We start from the raw sequence: 16,021 nt of genomic DNA, 5'->3' as shown, positions 1-16,021 counted from the left end.
CTCGGGAACCAGCGGCGATTGCTCGACGTTGTGCCAGAAAGAGGTAACGCCGCTACGGCGGTGACCCGAGGTGGAGGAGAACGAGATGACGCTGCTGCGGGAGGCAATCGGGGACAGTCTGCGGCGTGCGCGTCTGGCCCAGCATCGAACGCTGCGCGAGGTGTCAACCTCGGCGCGCGTAAGCCTCGGGTACCTGTCCGAAGTCGAGCGGGGGCGAAAAGAGGCGTCGTCGGAGCTGCTCGCCGCCATTTGCGAAGCACTCGACCTGCCGCTGTCGCGGGTGCTGTGGGACGTCAGCACGCTGATGGCGAGCGCCGACGGTTCCGCGCCACGCGAGCCCGCGCTCACCGGGCCAAGTGCGCGTGAAGAGGCCGAAGCAGCGCCCGCCGAACCCGCTGAGGGCCCGGCCGCGGCATCAGCGTCGGCGGCATCGGGCACCTCGGGGCGGATCGGGATCGCGGAGGACACGCGCATCGTCATCCCCGCGCCGCGTGCGGAAATGCTTGTCCTGGTGAAGGGAATGTGAGGCGCCCAGCCCACGATCGAAGTGGGAGCGCTGCGCATAGCCCGCGAGAGCGGATAGATTCTCTCTCGTAGTTAGTGCAAGGTTTTGGAAGTCCCCAGTCGCACGCGCGACGCACAGATGGAGGCGGGATCAATCGATGGCTAATCCGTTCGCGAAGGCCTGGAAGTATCTGATGGCCCTCTTCGACTCCAAGATCGAAGAGCATGCGGATCCGAAGGTTCAGATTCAGCAGGCGATCGAGGAGGCGCAGCGCCAGCATCAGGCGCTGTCGCAGCAGGCGGCATCGGTGATCGGCAACCAGCGTCAGCTGGAGATGAAGCTGAGCCGACAGCTCGACGAGGTCGAAAAGCTCAACGCCAACGCGCGACAGGCGGTCACGCTGGCCGACCAGGCCGCGGGCGCGGGCGACGCGGAGAAGGCGATTCAGTACACCAACGCCGCCGAGGCGTTCGCCGCTCAGCTCGTCACGGCCGAGCAGTCGGTCGAAGACCTCAAGGTGCTGCACGACCAGTCGCTACAGGCGGCCGCGCAGGCGAAGAAGGCTGTCGAGCAGAACGCGATGATGTTGCAGCAGAAGGTCGCTGAGCGCACCAAGCTGTTGTCGCAGCTTGAGCAGGCCAAGATGCAGGAGCAGGTATCGGCCTCGCTGCAGCAGATGGACTCCACCCTGTCCGCGCCGGGCAGCACACCCAGCCTCGACGCGGTGCGCGACAAGATCGAACGTCGCTACGCCAATGCCCTTGGTTCTGCCGAGCTCGCGCAGAACACGGTGCAGGGGCGCATGATGGAAGTACAGCAGGCGAGCATTCAGATGGCTGGCCACAGCAAGCTTGAGCAGATCCGCGCGTCCATGCGTGGCGACGCGTTGCCCGCCGGTGACAACGCGGGTGCCACGTCGGCCACGCAGCAACCCGCACCGCCGCAGATCAACAAGGGCCCCGGCCAGGCGGCCCAGCAGTAACACAACGCACAACCGAATATCGCTCGACGCGACGGCGCGGAAACCCCGGCTCGACCGGTGGTGTCCGCGCCATCGGTCACTTTCGTGAAAGGAACTCGGCAATGAGCGCAAAGCAACGACGCGGTTTCGCCGAACCCGCCGCGCTTTCACGAGCGGCGGCCAGCGGCGGTGTTCCCGCGACGCTGCGTGAAGTTGGTTCGCAAGCGCTTGTCGCCGTGCGGAAGTGGGCCGACCCGCGCGAACGGGAGTTGCGTCGCCGACGGCGGTTGCGGCGACGCAGCTTTCAGCTTGGTACCGCCTCCGGGCTCACGACGGTCGGCGTTGTTGGGCTCGCTGTCGTTTCCGCGCCAGCGTGGGCGGTTGTCGTGATTGGTGGCGGCGCGGTCGCCCTGGTCACCGGCACGGCTGTGAACGCGCGCCGGTATTTGCGCACGCGTGGTCAGCCGTTGCCGCAGGCCGCGTTTATCGCCCCTAAGTCGCCACCGTTGCGGTCAGCGGCACGCGCGCCCATCCAGCGGTTGATTCGCGCGGAACGAGCGCTGTATGACCTCAGCGACCAGATCGCGCGTGGGCGTCGCCTGCCCGAAGACGAGTTGCGCGACCTGCTCGACACCGCGCGCTCGGGTGCTGCCGCGTTGCACGCGCTTGCCGCCGACATCGTCGCGATGGAACGGGCCGCCGACACCGTCGGGCGGGCCAACCCCGACACGGTCGCCGCGCTTACCGCCACGGTCGCGGGCGTTGTCGCGAGGCTGGAAACCGGCGTTGTCGAATACGAACAGCTCGTCGCCGCTGCCGCGCGGATTCTCGCCGTGCCGGAAGACACCGTCGTCGCTTACCAGTTCAACGGGATCGTCGCTGACCTGCGCGAAGCCGCCGACCGCCTCGACGGCTGGGCCCAGGCGTTGGCTGATTTGGCCGAGCCGCCGGTCGATCGTCCGCGCTAAGGGTGGGTGTTCGCGGCGTCAGGGTGAACCCTGAACCTGCCCCGGATATTGGCGCTGACCTGGTGATTTACCGACTTCGCAGTGGCAGAGTCAAAGGTGTTCGGATCACTAGCGAGGAGTCATCATGGTCTGGAAAGTCATTGGCATTGTCGTCGTCGGCATCATCGCGATTTGGTTGATCGGCGCGGTGATCAAGTTGGTGCTGCCGCTGGTGGTGATCGCCGCGATCGGAACGGGCGTTTACCTGCTGTACAAGGCGGTCGCGGGTTCGAACGGGGCGAAGGCACCGCTCGATCAGTAACGGCAACCGTATGGCAGGGTGACCACCATGCGAGTCGCTATTGTCGCCGGACCTGATCCAGGGCATGCGTTTCCCGCTATCGCGCTGTCGCTGCGATTGCTCGCCGCTGGCGACGAACCGGTCCTGTTTACCGGTCCACGCTGGCTCGACGCCGCGCGCGACGCGGGTATCAGCGTTCGGCGACTCCGCGGGCTCGCCCCACGTCCCACCGACAACGACGCCGACGCGGGCGCGCGCATTCACGACCGCGCCGCCCACATCGCGACGGAAAACCTGCCGGAAATCGGCGCGATGCTGCCCGACCTTGTCGTGTCCGACGTACTCACCGCCGGCGGTGGAATGGCGGCCGAGCGACTCGGGTTGCCGTGGGTCGAGCTGTCCCCGCATCCGCTTTACCTTCCCTCAAAAGCGTTGCCGCCCATCGGAAGTGGGCTCGCACCGGGCGAAGGTGTGCGTGGTCGCCTGCGGGATTCGATTTTGCGCACCATGACTGAACGCGACATTCGACGCGGCGGTCGCGAACGCGCCGACGCGCGCGTCAGCATCGGATTGCCTGCCGAAGAACCTGGTCCGGCGGCGCGGCTGATCGCCACGTTGCCCGCGCTGGAAGTCGACCGACCGGATTGGCCGGAGCGCACGCACCTCGTCGGCCCGCTGTTGTGGGAGCCGACCGACGACGAACTGCCGTTGCCACCGGGCGACGCGCCGCTCGTCGTCGTCGCGCCATCGACCGCGCAAACGGGCGTGGCATCGATGGTCGAAACCGTGCTCGAAGGGCTGGCCGGGATGGGCGTGCGCGTCGCGGTGTCGACCCTCGACACTCCGCCGGTTGACCTGCCGAGCTGGGCGACCGCTGGGCTGGGCCGGCAAGACACGCTGCTGGCGAAAGCGGCCGTCGTTGTTGGTGGTGGCGGGCATGGTCTGCTCGCGAAGTCGCTGGCGGCGGGCGTGCCGATCGTGACCATTCCCGGCGGCGGTGACCAGTGGGAATTGGCGAATCGAGCAGCGCGACACGGTGCTTCGGTGCTGGTCCGGCCACTGACCGCCGAAGCCGTCGGCGCTGCGGTGCGCACGGTTCTTGACGACCCGGCCTTCGCGGTCGCGGCAGCCAGCGCCGCCGCTGGACTTGCCGAGGTCGCTGATCCGGTCGACATCCTGCACGCGGCGGTCGGCGACTAGCGAACCTGACGAGTCAAGCCGGGACGAGTATCTTGGGATGCGTGCGATTGACCGAGTTTCAGGAGCTGATGCACACCGAGTTTGGTGTCGCGCGTGCCGACTCCATGCTGATCGACTACGTGATCCCCGCCTTTGGGCGCACGGGATCGGCGGCGATCGACGCCGGTATCGACCCGCGTGAGGTGTGGCGTGCGTTGTGCGCGGAATTCGACGTCCCACGGGTCCGATGGTGATGGAGTGACCACCGCGGCGAGCCCGCCGACCAGGCCGTATCGCTTCGATGAGCGACTGCGGATGATCCCGGTCGACCCCGCTGGTCTCGCCGCTCGCGTCGCTGCCGCGCACCCGGTCGATTTCGCTGGATTTCGTCGCCTCGGGATCGCGTTGATGCTGCTTGGCCGCCATGATGAGGCGCTCGACCAGCTTGATCAGGCGCTCGACCTCGCCGACACGCCTCGCCGCCGCATCACCGTGTGGATCAACCTCGCCGACGTGTACCGCTACCGAGGCGAGCCCGCGTTAGCCGAGCTCCTCTACCGTCGCGCACTGAACGCCAGCCGCGCGCACGACCCCGATGTGGTGTCGTTCGCCGCGCATCACCTTGGCAAATCACTTGCTGAACAGCATCAGCGCGAAGAGGCGCGGCAGTTGCTCGGGGAGGCGTTGCGGTTGCGGGTAGCTGACGGCGACCCCGAGCTCATCGAGTCAACAACGGCTGCCCTTGAGCATCTCGACGAGATGGCGATCGAACTGCCCCTTTCCGTCGCGCGGTTGGTTGGTACCGCGCCTATTTGGGCGTCGAGTGGGCCAGCGCGCGCGGGCGACTATTGGGTTGTGCGCGGACCGCGCGCTATCGCCGAATACCAGCGCTTGCGCTATCTGGCGTCGGTGGGGGTTGCGGTGCCGTCGGTGGTCGAATTCGCCGAAGACGTGCTGGTCACGGTGCATGTCGCGCAACTGTCGTTGGCTGAGCTCGACGATCCCGTGCAGGTGGGGGCCACGATGGGCGGCGTCTTGCGTCGGCTGCACGCGCTGACTGACTGTCCGTTCGATAGTGGGCTTGACGCGATGCTGCCGCTCGCGCAACGTCGGGTGGTTGAGGGGCTGGTTGACGTCACCGATTTCGACGACGACCACGCCGACCTCACCCCGGAACAGGTGATCGCCAGGGTACGTGTCCAGCGGCCAGCCGAGGACGATCATGTTGTCGCACACGGCGATTTCACGCCGGAGAACGTGCTCGCCGACGGCACGATGGTCGACGTCGCGGGCGTCGGCGTCGCCGATCGGGCGCGCGACCTCGCCATCGCCGAACGGGAATTGACGGCGTTAGGTGAGCAGGCACTGACCGCGTTTTACGCCGAGTACGGCGGCGTTCGCCCTGATCAGCGGCTGCTCGACTACTACCGACTGCTCGACGAACTCTGCTGAGCGGCGTAGTGCCGCGCTGCCTTGGCGCGATTGCCGCAGGTCGCCATCGAATGCCAGCGTCGCGTGCCATTTTTTGAGGTGTCGTAGAAGAACAGGACGCAGTTGGGGTGGGCGCACTGACGAATGCGATTCGGGGCGGCGTTGAGCAGGTCGAGGAGATTGTTGGCGGCCAACCAGCCGGGGAGATTGGCAGGGTCAGCGACTTCCGGGATGTCGTGTGGCCCGTTAGCGGCGAGGGTGCGGCGAATTCGACCGAGGTCGAGGAGTTGATTCAGCGCGGTCGCGTCGCCGCTGGTCACGGCTGTGTGGATCGCTTCGCGGGCGGAAAGCAGGGCCTCGCTGGTGTGGTCGTCGGCGGGGACTTCGTCGGCGACGCCGGTGAGTTCGAGCCACCGTCGCACGCCAGCGAGGTCGCTGAGTAGGTCGCCGGGGGAGTCGCCCTGCCAGCGGGTGTTGAGCAGGTCGATGGCGAGTGGTTCGCCGGTGTGGGGGCGCGGATCAGTCGGAGTGGTCACTGCGAACTCCTAACCACTGTCGGGATTTTGCCGGTTGACGAAGGTGTCTGCCGAGCTTACTGTCTAACTGGTAAACATGGTTTTGCTGGTTTGAATTCCGAGTGTGAATCTGAGGAGATCTTCATGCGTCCCCCGCTGCCTCCCTTTGACCTTGACTCGGCGCGCGTCAAGGTGCGTGCCGCCGAAAACGCGTGGAACACACGCGATCCCGAACGGGTCGCCGCCGCGTACACCCCGGATTCGGTCTGGCGCAATCGCGACGAGTTCTTCACCGGCCATGCCGCGATCGTCGACTTCCTCACGCGCAAATGGAAAGTCGAGAACGGTTACGCACTCCGGAAAGAGCTGTGGGCCTACACCGACAACCACATCGCGGTGCGCTTTCAGTACGAATGGCACGACGAAACCGGCCAATGGTGGCGCAGTTACGGCAACGAGCAGTGGGAATTCGCTGCCGACGGCCGCATGGCGCGACGGGAGGCGAGCATCAACGATGTACGCATCGCCGAATCCGAGCGACGGATCTTCGGAACGCGCCCCGAAGGCGACGAATCGGAGTTGCCTCAGCAATAGCTGACCGCGTCAATGTCCTGCGGGAACACTGGTTATCGCCGATGCCGCGCGTGTTGCCAGGCGCGTCGCTTGACTCGAATAGGTGTTCGACTACGCTGAGGCCACAGAACTTGTCGGTGCCGGCCTCTACTGTGGGCGCCAACTTCGAAAGACACCACCTCCAGAGGGGAAAACACCATGGCACCGCAGGCCTACGATCGCGATAAAGCGCTGGAACTGGCACTCGCGCAGGTGGAAAAGAGCTTCGGCAAGGGCTCGGTCATGCGCCTCGGCGAGCAGGCTCGTCAGCCCATCGCCGTCATTCCCACCGGTTCCATCGCACTCGATGTCGCGCTCGGCATTGGCGGCCTGCCGCGCGGCCGCGTCGTTGAGATCTATGGTCCCGAATCCTCGGGTAAAACCACCGTCGCGCTGCACGCGGTCGCCAACGCTCAGGCCGCCGGTGGCGTCGCCGCGTTCATCGACGCCGAACACGCGCTCGATCCCGACTACGCGCGCAAGCTCGGTGTCGACACCGACGCGCTGCTCGTCTCGCAGCCCGACACCGGTGAGCAGGCCCTGGAAATCGCCGACATGCTCGTGCGCTCCGGTGCCATCGACATCATCGTCATCGACTCCGTCGCCGCGCTCGTGCCGCGTGCCGAAATCGAAGGCGAAATGGGCGATAGCCACGTTGGTCTCCAGGCTCGCCTCATGAGCCAGGCACTGCGCAAGATGACCGGCGCACTGTCGAACTCCAACACCACCGCCATCTTCATCAACCAGCTGCGCGAGAAGATCGGCGTCATGTTCGGCTCGCCCGAGACGACAACCGGTGGTAAGGCGCTCAAGTTCTACGCGTCGGTGCGCCTCGACGTTCGTCGCATTGAAACGCTCAAGGACGGCAGCGACGCGGTCGGCAACCGTACCCGCGTGAAGGTCGTGAAGAACAAGGTCAGCCCGCCGTTCAAGCAGGCCGAATTCGACATTCTCTACGGCCACGGCATCTCCAAGGAAGGCTCGCTCATCGACATGGGTGTCGAGCACGGCTTCATTCGCAAGTCGGGTTCCTGGTACACCTACGAGGGCGACCAGCTGGGTCAGGGCAAGGAAAACGCCCGCAAGTTCCTGCTGGAAAACACCGACATCCGCGACGAGGTCGAGAAGAAGATCAAGGAGAAGCTGGGCATCGGTGCCGATATCACCGTCGATGCCGACGCACCTGCCGACTTCTGACCTTCATGTCCCCCTCGGCTAACCCCGCGCGAGCTGGCGCCGACCAGGGCTCCGATGCTGGTTTAACTTCGGGCTTCGACCCGGTGGAAGACATGCGTCGGCAGCTCGCTCGGCGGGGGATCGAGGTGGCACCCGAGCCTGCCGAACCCGGTCGAACTGGACGTTTTCTGTCTCGTTCGGCTGCGGAAACCTGGGGGAATCGGGAAAGGTGGGGCAGCGGGGAGACGCGTTCTCCCCGCGGTGATGACTCCCTGTCGACCACCGTCGGTGGTGACGAAGGTTGGCAGTCGGGCTCGGTGGCGGCCGAGTCCGTGTCGGGAGAGCCCGAGCGGCGAGCCGGCAAGCGTCGGCTCGCCCCGGGTGACCGGCCCGATGCCACGCTCGACCAAGCGAAAGACGCGTGTTTGCGGCTACTCGCGGTCCGTGCGCGCAGTCGTGCAGAACTCGCTAAACGGTTGGGGGAGCGGGGTTTTCGTGTTGACATCATTGAGGAAGCGCTCACGCGGCTTTCCGAGGTCGACCTCATCGACGATGCGGCGTTCGCGCATCAGTGGGTGCATGAGCGTCACACCTACGGGGGTAAAGGGAAAAAGGCGCTACAGCGTGAGCTGAAGGAAAAGGGCGTCGACGAGCTGGCGATGGAGTCGGCGTTAGCGCAGGTCAGCGATCGCGCTGAGCGGGCGCGGGCGGCGGAGTTGGTGCGGCGGAAAGTGCGCACGTTGCCGCCGGGGCTGACTCGCGACAAGGCGGTTCGGCGTTTAGTGGGGATGCTCGCGCGGCGGGGGTATGACCAATCGACGGCGTTCGCGGTGGTGAACTCCGAGCTTGCCGGGGTGGAGTTTGCTCCGGCGAAATCGCCTGTAGCGCTGGCTGATTCGGCTAGCCCTCCTCAGGCTGCTGACGATGAAGAGGCCGCACGAGAACTGGTGCGGCGAAAGTTGCGGGGCAGCACCGAGACCGACCGGGCCAAGCTCACGCGAAGGCTCGTCGACATGCTCGCGCGGCGGGGGTACGGCCCCTCGGTCGCGTACGCGGTGGTCAAAGAGGAACTGGCGCAACGGGATCTCTGATCGAGTATCGCGAACCGCTGTGCTGGTGGGCGAAGGCGCGTAGAATCGCTAAGGATCGATGAAAAGTGGCTGCGCGCAAGGTGTTTCGCGTAGCAAGGTGATGTGGGGACAGGGCCAAAATAGGCCGCCGACAAACCAATTTGTGAGGGGTGGGGACCCTGGACACACTGTGGTCGTTCGTGGTCAGCAGGCGCGAACAGTTGCTTACCGATTCGTACCTGCACGTCTCAGCCGTTGTGCAGTCCGTCATCATCGCCACGCTTATCGCGGTTGCCGTGGCGATTGTGGTGTATCGCAGCCCATTTGGGGCGGCGGCAGCTACCGCGAGTGCCAGCGCGATTCTCACGGTGCCATCGTTCGCGCTACTCGGGCTGCTCATTCCGCTACTCGGGCTGGGCGTCGCACCCACCATCGTCGCGCTCGTCCTGTACGCGCTTTTGCCGATCGTGCGCAATACCGTGCTTGGGCTGTCGTCGGTCGACCCAGCCGTCATCGATGCGGCACGGGGGATGGGAATGGGGCGGCTGCGCATGCTGTCGACCATCGAATTGCCGCTCGCCTGGCCGTCAATCCTCGCTGGCATCCGGGTTAGCGCGCAGATGAGCATGGGCATTCTCGCGCTTGCCGCCTACGCCAAAGGCCCTGGCCTAGGCAATCTCATCTTCTCGGGTCTCGCGCGGTTGGGTAGCCCCAATGCCATCCCGCAGGCGATCACCGGCACCGTCGCAGTTGTGGTGCTCGCGCTCGCACTCGACGGCGTGCTCGTCGCGCTCGGCAAGTTCACTACCTCAAGGGGGATTCGTGACTGACTCAGTTCGCACCGGCGTGGAAATCGTCTTCTACAGCGTCACCAAAAGCTATCCCGCCCAAGCACTTCCGGCGGTCGATAACTTCAGTCTCACCATTCCGGCGGGCGAGATCGTGGTGTTCGTTGGGCCGTCAGGCTGTGGGAAAACCACGTCGCTCCGCATGATCAACCGCCTCATCGAGCCAACGTCGGGCACCATCACCATCGGTGGCAAGGACGCGAGCACCATCGCTCCCGACGAATTGCGGCGCGGCATCGGCTATTCCATTCAACAGGCCGGGCTGTTTCCGCATCTCACCGTCGCCAAAAATGTCGCGACTGTCCCCGCGCTACTGGGGTGGTCGCGTAGCAAGATCAGTGAACGCGTCGACGAGATGCTCACCCTCGTCGGTCTCGACCCCAGCCTGTATCGCGACCGGTATCCCCGGCAGCTGTCTGGTGGTCAGCAACAACGCGTTGGGGTTGCCCGCGCGTTAGCTGCCGACCCGCCCGTGCTGCTCATGGACGAGCCGTTTGGTGCGGTCGACCCGATCACCCGTGCGTCGCTGCAAGACGAATTCCTGCGCCTGCACCGCGAATTGGGCAAGACCATCGTGTTCGTCACGCATGATTTCGCCGAAGCGGTGAAACTTGGCGACCGCATCGCCGTCCTCGGCGCGGGCTCGCGCGTCCTCCAATACGACACGCCCGCGGCCATTTTGGCCGCGCCTGCCGACGCCACCGTCGCGGGTTTCGTTGGTGCGACCGCGACCATCGACCGGCTTGGCCTCGCAACTCTGAGCGACATCACCTTGGCACCAGGGGGAGTGGTCGGTGCCGACGCCGACCCCGCTACTGCGGCGAAAGCACTCCACACCGCAACGGCGAACGGCCTGGTCGACGCGGTGGTTATCGTCAACGAGGACCGTCGACCACTCCGGCGCGTCTCCACCGCCGACCTCACCACCGCGCCGTCGCTTGCCGAAGCAGGCACCCCGATCGCGCGCTCACTCGCCGTCACCGACACCCTGCGCGACGCCCTAGCCGCGCTCCTTGCCGACCCGGCAGGAATCGCGGTCGTCGTCGACGAGGCAGGCCGCTACCTGGGCATCGTGACCATCGACCTCTTGGTTGGTCACTTATCAACGGCCACAACAGCTTCCGCTCCGGCCGAAGAACTCGATGCGGCAGGAGCGCTCCGATGACGGCGATCGCGGCGACGCCCGCACCTACCCGAACTGCCGTCGCGAGCGCGTCAACCCCTCGGAAGCTGCCCACCTGGACGCGCCTGCTCATCCAACCGCTTGTCGTGGCCGTCCTCGCTATCGGCGTCCTCGTCTGGGCGTTCTCCCGCGACCTCACGCTCACTCAGCAGGCCAGTGTCAGCGTCGGCAACGTCGCGCACGTCACCTGGCAGCACATTGTCATCACCGCGACCGTCGTCGCGATCGTGCTCGCTGTCGCGGTGCCACTCGGGACGCTGCTCACCAGGCCTGGATTCCGTTTTCTCGCACCGGTTTTCGTCGGTATCGCCAATATTGGTGCTGCCGCGCCCGCTATCGGGCTCATCGTCTTGTTCTATCTCGCCACGCGGACAACGGGATTCTGGATTGGGGTCGCCCCGATCGCGTTCTGCTCGTTGCTTCCGGTGCTGCGCAACACGATTCTTGGCTACCAGGAGGTCGATCCGCAGCTCATCGACGCCGGGCGCGGTCAAGGGATGTCGACGTGGCAAGTGTTGCGGCGCATCGAGTTTCCGCTCGCGGTGCCCTACATCCTCGCCGGGCTACGCACCTCCCTAGTGCTCGCCGTCGGTACAGCCACGCTGTCGTTCCTGGTCAGCGCGGGCGGGCTAGGGATTCTCATCGACACGGGCTACAAACTGCGCGACAACGTCACCCTCGTGCTCGGCGCGGTGCTCGCTGTCGCGTTGGCACTCGCCGTCGACTGGCTTGGTGCCCTAGCCGAGAACTTCCTCGGGCCTAAGGGGCTGCGATGATGCGCCGCACCCTCACCGCAGCGGCATGCGCGCTCCTCATCGCTTTTACCGCGGCATGCGGCCTCGAATCGGGCAGCGCGGTACCGCTGCCTGTCGCATCGGGCTCGATCAAGCCCGTTCCCGCACTGGCAGGCGTCAACGTGACCGTCGGCTCAAAAGACTTCACCGAAGCCAACATTCTCGGCTACCTCATCGAATTCGCCCTTACCGCCGCTGGCGCGAACGTCCGCGACCTCACCAACATTCAGGGCTCAAATAGCCTGCGCGACGCCCAATTACACGGCCAAATCGACATCGCCTACGACTACACCGGCACCGGCTGGATGAACTATCTCGGCAACGAGAAACCCGTGCCCGACGAACAAGGCCAATTCGACGCGGTTCGTGCCGCCGACCGTGCCGCCAATGGCATGGAGTGGGCGGCGATGGCCCCGATGAACAACACCTACGCACTAGTCGCGAGCAAAACCACGGTCGAACAAACCGGCGTGCGCACCCTGTCGGACTATGCGCGCTTGATCGCGAAAGACCCATCCGCTGCCGCGACCTGCGTCGGTACCGAATTCAACGTGCGCCAAGACGGCTACCCTGGCATGGCGAAAAAGTACGACATCGACGTCAACGCGGTCCAAAAACAAATCCTGCAAGACCCGCTTGTCTATCAGGCAACCGCCGACGCGAAACAATGCCGATTCGGCTCCGTCGCCGCCACCGATGGGCGCATTCCCGCCCTCGGCCTCGTCCTGCTCGAAGACGACCGCGCCTTTTTCCCGAAATACAACGCCGCGCTCGTGATGCGCGCCGACTTCGCCCAAGCGCATCCCGCCGTCATCGACGTCCTCACGCCGATCTCGGCACTGTTGACCAACCCGCGCATCACCGAACTCAACCGCAAAGTCGACGTGGAAGGCCGCGAACCAGCCGACGTCGCCCGCGAATGGCTCGTTGAGCAGGGAATGGTCACGCTGCCCTAACTGATCGCGGCGCGGCCTATTCAGCACGGCTGATCCGGGCAAAGATGGACCACGGCCAAGGTTTTTCCCGAGGTGGGAGGAAACAGCGTATGACCGACAAGACGTTCCCGAAAGTCACGGTGCTCGGCACCGGTGTGCTCGGATCGCAGATCGCTTATCAGACTAAAATCCGCGGTTTCGATGTCACGGCCTACGACATCAACGCCGAGGCGCTGGCTAAGGCGCGCACCCGATTCGTTGGGTTGGCGAAGATCTACCAGCAGGAAGTCAAAGGCGCGGACACGGCCAACACCGAGGCCGCCGCGACGGGAATTCAGCTCACCGACGACCTCGCCGTCGCCGCCGACGCGGACCTCATCATCGAGGCGGTCCCGGAAATCCTCGCGGTCAAACGCGATATTTACACCAAACTTGCCACGCTCGCGCCGGAGCGGACCGTGTTCGCGACCAACTCGTCGACGCTGCTGCCAAGCGACCTCGTCGACGCGACCGGCCGCGGCGACCGCTTCCTCGCGCTGCATTTCGCGAACCGAATTTGGCAGTTCAACACCGCCGAAATCATGGGCACTCCGCAAACCGATCCCAAGGTGTTTCAGCGGGTAGTCGAGTTCGCGAAGCAGATCGGGATGGTGCCGATCGAACTGCACAAGGAGAAGGCGGGCTATGTCCTGAACTCGCTGCTCGTGCCGTTCCTGAACTCGGGCATGGCGCTTGCCGCTGGCGGGTACGCCGAACCCGCCGCGATCGACGCGACGTGGCGCATCGCAACCGGTTCACCGTCAGGCCCGTTTCAAATCCTGGACGTCGTTGGGCTCACCACGCCCTACAACATCGCGAAAAACGGCGACGCCGCGCACCAGAAGTTGGCCGAATGGCTCAAAACCAATTACATCGACAAGGGCAAGCTGGGTCGCGCGTCGGGCGAAGGCTTCTACAAGTACAACGACTAGTCGACCCAACGCGAACGAGCCCGGTCCATCACTGGACCGGGCTCGCGGCGAAACGGCGGAGCGACGAAGCAGGCTACTTCGACAGGTCGAGGCCAGGCGCCCCGTCGACAACGACGGTCGCCGGGTCAACAAGCCCGCCGCCCTTCTTACGGTTACGCAGCCGCTTTTCCAGGGCCGTCGCGACACCGGTGAGCACCAGGTTCAGCGAGATCATGATGATCGCCACCACCATGAGCGCGGGAATGGTGTTTTGCTGCGACGCGCCTTCCTGCTGACCAGCGCGCACCAATTCCACATAGGTGATCTGGTAACCGAGCGCGGTGTCCTTGAGGACAACGACCATCTGCGAAACCAGCGCGGGCAGCATCGCGGTGACGGCCTGCGGCAGCAGGATCAGCCGCATCAACTGGCCCTTGCGCATACCGAGTGCCACCGCCGCTTCGCTCTGCCCCTTGGGGAGTGAGCGAATGCCAGCGCGCACGATCTCGGCGATCACCGACGCGTTGTAGACGACCAGCGCGATGACGACGGCCGCGAGCGCCAGATTGTCGGCGGGGAAGAGCTTGTAGTCACCGAACAGCGCGAACAGGAAGATCATCAAGATCAGCACGGGAATCGCGCGTGCCAATTCGACGATCGCACCAGCGACCCAGCGCACCCACCGATGATCCGACATGCGCAAAATGCCGAAGATCATGCCGAAGAGCAGCGCGAACACGATCGAGATGGCCGCGGCGGTGAGCGTGCCCTTCAAGCCGGGCAGCAGGTAGGTCTCCCACACGCCAGCTTCGAGGAATGGCTTCCATTTCGCGGCAGTGAACTGGCCTTTTGCGGCGAAGGCGTCGTAAAGCCACCACCCGGCCGCGAGTACAGCGACAAGCACCAAACCCGAATAGATCCAGTGCCGGACCCGCGCGCGGGGGCCCGGTGCGTCGAAGAGAACCGAAGCTGAGCTCATCGCGCGACCTCGTATCGCTTGGCCAGCCAGCCGAAGAACAGGCCGGTTGGCAGAGTGAGAATGATGAAGCCGAGCGCGAAGATGGCGCCGACGGCGAGCACGGCCGCCTCGTTCTCATTCATCTCGCTCATCAGGTACGCGGCTTCAGCTACGCCGATCGCCGACGCGATCGTGCTGTTTTTCGTCAACGCGATCAGCACGCTGCCCAGCGGCGCGATGACCGCGCGAAAAGCCTGCGGCAGCACGATAAGTCGCAGGTTTTGCGAGAAGCCGAAGCCAAGCGAGCGGCCAGCTTCGGACTGCCCAAGCGCGACGGTGTTGATGCCCGAGCGCAGTGACTCGCACACGAAAGCCGCTGTGTAGACGCTCAATCCAACGATCGCCCAGCGATAGTTGTTCTCGCGCAACGAATCTCCCGCAAGTTTCCACCCAAGCGTGGAGTACAGGCCGAGCGAGCAGAAGACGATGATCAAGGTCAGGGGGGTGTTACGGACGATCGACACGTACACGGTGCCGACCCAGCGCGCGACCGGGATCGGGGACACGCGCATTCCGGCCACGATCGTTCCGATGACCAACGCACCAATAGCCGAGAAGAACGTGAGCTTGATGGTGACCCAGAAGGCGTCGAGGATTTCGGAGTGATACTTCGAGATCAGGTCGAACACGGACGCGCGTCCTCCGATCGGTGATAGCGAGTGAACGGGGAAAACCCCGACGCCCACGATGATCAGTCACCGCGGGCGTCGGAGGGTGTGGATCAGTAGCGGTCGACGGTGGGCGCCTGCGGCACCGCGAAGCCCGTACCGGCGAAGTTCTTCTCCTGGGCGGCCTTCCACGAACCGTCGGCGATCATCGCCTCGATCGCGTCGTTGATCTTGCCGCGCAGTTCCGAATCGCCCTTCTTGAGGCCGATGCCGTACTTCTCGGTGGTGAACGGCTTGTTCACCAGCTTGAAGGTGCCCGGGCTCTGCGCCGCGTAGCCGGCGAGGATGACGTTGTCGGTGGTGACCGCGTCGATGGCACCGTTGCGCAGCGCGTCAATGCACAGCGAGTAGGTGTCGTAGGTCTGCAGCTGCGCTTGCGGGAAGTTCTTCTCGATGTTCTGGGCCGGGGTCGAGCCCTTCACCGAGCAAACCTTCTTGCCGCCGAGCGAGTCGGGGCCGGTGATGGCAGTGTTGTCGGCCTTGACAAGCAGGTCCTGACCGGCGACGTAGTACGGGCCAGCGAAGTCGACCTTCTCCTTGCGCTTGTCGGTGATGGAGTAGGTGGCGACGATGTAGTCGACCTGCCCGTTCTCAATCAGCGTCTCGCGCTGCGCCGACGGCGATTCCTTGAACGTGACGTTCTCGGGCTTCACGCCGAGCTTGTTGGCAACGTACTTGGCGACGTCGACGTCGAAGCCGCTGTAGGTGCCGTCGGTGTTGCGCAGGCCAAGGCCAGGCTGGTCGAACTTGATGCCGATGGTGAGCTTGCCGTCCTTGGCGTTGTCCAGCGCGGACTTGTCGCTGCCGCCACCACACGCCGCGGTGACCGTGGCCGCGAGCGTCAACGCGACCGCGCCCAAACCGACGCGCATCGCACGATTGATCCTCATCGAGATGTCCTTCTCTCCCATTTGGTGGTGATCGGTTT

The 16,021-nt window shown here is 64.9% G+C and carries 19 protein-coding genes and 1 pseudogene; 16 read left to right on the top strand and 4 right to left on the bottom strand.

Annotated elements, in window-relative coordinates:
- Nucleotides 1-85 precede the first annotated feature (85 nt).
- From IEX78_RS05745 to IEX78_RS05715, 7 genes are all read left to right on the top strand, one after another.
- Complete coding sequence (locus IEX78_RS05745) at nucleotides 86-526, top strand: helix-turn-helix domain-containing protein (RefSeq protein WP_188827728.1); 441 nt, start codon at nucleotides 86-88, stop codon at nucleotides 524-526.
- A gap of 136 nt (nucleotides 527-662) precedes the next feature.
- Nucleotides 663-1,487, top strand: a complete 825-nt coding sequence (gene pspA, locus IEX78_RS05740) for a phage shock protein PspA (RefSeq protein ID WP_188827727.1) — start codon at nucleotides 663-665, stop codon at nucleotides 1,485-1,487.
- 101 nt (nucleotides 1,488-1,588) lie between these two features.
- Entirely contained in the window at nucleotides 1,589-2,434 is an 846-nt protein-coding gene (pspM, locus tag IEX78_RS05735) for a phage shock envelope stress response protein PspM (protein WP_229683729.1), read from the top strand.
- A 124-nt stretch (nucleotides 2,435-2,558) separates the two neighbouring features.
- Entirely contained in the window at nucleotides 2,559-2,735 is a 177-nt protein-coding gene (locus IEX78_RS05730; protein ID WP_188827726.1) for a hypothetical protein, read from the top strand.
- A 27-nt stretch (nucleotides 2,736-2,762) separates the two neighbouring features.
- Complete coding sequence (locus IEX78_RS05725; RefSeq protein ID WP_188827725.1) at nucleotides 2,763-3,914, top strand: glycosyltransferase; 1,152 nt, start codon at nucleotides 2,763-2,765, stop codon at nucleotides 3,912-3,914.
- A 41-nt stretch (nucleotides 3,915-3,955) separates the two neighbouring features.
- Entirely contained in the window at nucleotides 3,956-4,147 is a 192-nt protein-coding gene (locus IEX78_RS05720) for a DUF3046 domain-containing protein (protein WP_188827724.1), read from the top strand.
- 4 nt (nucleotides 4,148-4,151) lie between these two features.
- Complete coding sequence (locus IEX78_RS05715; RefSeq protein ID WP_229683728.1) at nucleotides 4,152-5,345, top strand: tetratricopeptide repeat protein; 1,194 nt, start codon at nucleotides 4,152-4,154, stop codon at nucleotides 5,343-5,345.
- Here IEX78_RS05715 and IEX78_RS05710 read toward each other — a convergent pair.
- Nucleotides 5,318-5,860, bottom strand: a complete 543-nt coding sequence (locus tag IEX78_RS05710; RefSeq protein WP_188827723.1) for a CGNR zinc finger domain-containing protein — start codon at nucleotides 5,858-5,860, stop codon at nucleotides 5,318-5,320. The two genes, IEX78_RS05715 and IEX78_RS05710, sit on opposite strands and share 28 nt — an antisense overlap.
- A gap of 123 nt (nucleotides 5,861-5,983) precedes the next feature.
- On the opposite strand from IEX78_RS05710, the gene IEX78_RS05705 reads away from it, so the two are divergent.
- From IEX78_RS05705 to IEX78_RS05670, 9 genes and pseudogenes are all read left to right on the top strand, one after another.
- Entirely contained in the window at nucleotides 5,984-6,433 is a 450-nt protein-coding gene (locus tag IEX78_RS05705) for a nuclear transport factor 2 family protein (protein ID WP_188827722.1), read from the top strand.
- A gap of 177 nt (nucleotides 6,434-6,610) precedes the next feature.
- Nucleotides 6,611-7,648, top strand: coding sequence for a recombinase RecA (gene recA / locus IEX78_RS05700; RefSeq protein ID WP_188827721.1), 1,038 nt, complete (start codon nucleotides 6,611-6,613; stop codon nucleotides 7,646-7,648).
- Nucleotides 7,649-7,944: 296 nt separating this feature from the next.
- Nucleotides 7,945-8,487 (top strand): annotated as a pseudogene (locus IEX78_RS05695) (regulatory protein RecX); the annotation flags it as partial.
- The gene (locus tag IEX78_RS24710; RefSeq protein WP_373291538.1) at nucleotides 8,461-8,718 is read left to right on the top strand and encodes a hypothetical protein; all 258 of its coding nucleotides are present in this window, start codon (nucleotides 8,461-8,463) and stop codon (nucleotides 8,716-8,718) included. The pseudogene IEX78_RS05695 and the gene IEX78_RS24710, both read left to right, overlap by 27 nt.
- A gap of 158 nt (nucleotides 8,719-8,876) precedes the next feature.
- Nucleotides 8,877-9,527: an ABC transporter permease gene (locus tag IEX78_RS05690; RefSeq protein WP_188828258.1), complete on the top strand. Its 651-nt coding sequence runs from the start codon at nucleotides 8,877-8,879 to the stop codon at nucleotides 9,525-9,527.
- The gene (locus tag IEX78_RS05685; protein ID WP_229683726.1) at nucleotides 9,520-10,710 is read left to right on the top strand and encodes an ABC transporter ATP-binding protein; all 1,191 of its coding nucleotides are present in this window, start codon (nucleotides 9,520-9,522) and stop codon (nucleotides 10,708-10,710) included. The genes IEX78_RS05690 and IEX78_RS05685 overlap by 8 nt, the downstream gene beginning before the upstream one ends.
- Nucleotides 10,707-11,504, top strand: a complete 798-nt coding sequence (locus tag IEX78_RS05680) for an ABC transporter permease (RefSeq protein ID WP_188827719.1) — start codon at nucleotides 10,707-10,709, stop codon at nucleotides 11,502-11,504. The genes IEX78_RS05685 and IEX78_RS05680 overlap by 4 nt, the downstream gene beginning before the upstream one ends.
- Complete coding sequence (locus IEX78_RS05675; protein WP_373291520.1) at nucleotides 11,501-12,478, top strand: glycine betaine ABC transporter substrate-binding protein; 978 nt, start codon at nucleotides 11,501-11,503, stop codon at nucleotides 12,476-12,478. Before IEX78_RS05680 ends, IEX78_RS05675 begins: the two co-directional genes overlap by 4 nt.
- A gap of 89 nt (nucleotides 12,479-12,567) precedes the next feature.
- The gene (locus tag IEX78_RS05670) at nucleotides 12,568-13,428 is read left to right on the top strand and encodes a 3-hydroxyacyl-CoA dehydrogenase (RefSeq protein ID WP_188827718.1); all 861 of its coding nucleotides are present in this window, start codon (nucleotides 12,568-12,570) and stop codon (nucleotides 13,426-13,428) included.
- Nucleotides 13,429-13,501: 73 nt separating this feature from the next.
- On the opposite strand, the gene IEX78_RS05665 is transcribed toward IEX78_RS05670, so the two are convergent.
- From IEX78_RS05665 to IEX78_RS05655, 3 genes are all read right to left on the bottom strand, one after another.
- Entirely contained in the window at nucleotides 13,502-14,386 is an 885-nt protein-coding gene (locus tag IEX78_RS05665; protein WP_188827717.1) for an amino acid ABC transporter permease, read from the bottom strand.
- A complete protein-coding gene (locus IEX78_RS05660) occupies nucleotides 14,383-15,054 on the bottom strand; it encodes an amino acid ABC transporter permease (RefSeq protein ID WP_188827716.1) in 672 nt (223 codons plus the stop codon). The genes IEX78_RS05665 and IEX78_RS05660 overlap by 4 nt, the downstream gene beginning before the upstream one ends.
- Before the next feature lie 92 nt (nucleotides 15,055-15,146).
- Nucleotides 15,147-15,983 carry a glutamate ABC transporter substrate-binding protein gene (locus IEX78_RS05655; RefSeq protein WP_188827715.1) on the bottom strand — a complete coding sequence of 279 codons (837 nt, stop codon included), beginning with the start codon at nucleotides 15,981-15,983 and terminating at the stop codon, nucleotides 15,147-15,149.
- Between the last annotated feature and the right edge of the window lie 38 nt (nucleotides 15,984-16,021).

Origin of the sequence: Nocardia camponoti, from assembly GCF_014646135.1 — a bacterium.
In the GTDB taxonomy this organism is placed as follows: domain Bacteria; phylum Actinomycetota; class Actinomycetes; order Mycobacteriales; family Mycobacteriaceae; genus Nocardia; species Nocardia camponoti.
This window is presented reverse-complemented; position numbering and strand designations above follow the sequence as displayed.

Bases quoted from the DNA above. Each gene is read 5' to 3' on its own strand.
- IEX78_RS05705 (WP_188827722.1), top strand. From the start codon at position 5,984: ATGCGTCCCCCGCTGCCTCCCTTTGACCTTGACTCGGCGCGCGTCAAG.
- pspA (WP_188827727.1), top strand. From the start codon at position 663: ATGGCTAATCCGTTCGCGAAGGCCTGGAAGTATCTGATGGCCCTCTTC.
- IEX78_RS05745 (WP_188827728.1), top strand. From the start codon at position 86: ATGACGCTGCTGCGGGAGGCAATCGGGGACAGTCTGCGGCGTGCGCGT.
- IEX78_RS05730 (WP_188827726.1), top strand. From the start codon at position 2,559: ATGGTCTGGAAAGTCATTGGCATTGTCGTCGTCGGCATCATCGCGATT.
- IEX78_RS05655 (WP_188827715.1), bottom strand. From the start codon at position 15,983: ATGAGGATCAATCGTGCGATGCGCGTCGGTTTGGGCGCGGTCGCGTTG.
- IEX78_RS05665 (WP_188827717.1), bottom strand. From the start codon at position 14,386: ATGAGCTCAGCTTCGGTTCTCTTCGACGCACCGGGCCCCCGCGCGCGG.
- pspM (WP_229683729.1), top strand. From the start codon at position 1,589: ATGAGCGCAAAGCAACGACGCGGTTTCGCCGAACCCGCCGCGCTTTCA.
- recA (WP_188827721.1), top strand. From the start codon at position 6,611: ATGGCACCGCAGGCCTACGATCGCGATAAAGCGCTGGAACTGGCACTC.
- IEX78_RS05725 (WP_188827725.1), top strand. From the start codon at position 2,763: ATGCGAGTCGCTATTGTCGCCGGACCTGATCCAGGGCATGCGTTTCCC.
- IEX78_RS05670 (WP_188827718.1), top strand. From the start codon at position 12,568: ATGACCGACAAGACGTTCCCGAAAGTCACGGTGCTCGGCACCGGTGTG.
- IEX78_RS05675 (WP_373291520.1), top strand. From the start codon at position 11,501: ATGATGCGCCGCACCCTCACCGCAGCGGCATGCGCGCTCCTCATCGCT.
- IEX78_RS05680 (WP_188827719.1), top strand. From the start codon at position 10,707: ATGACGGCGATCGCGGCGACGCCCGCACCTACCCGAACTGCCGTCGCG.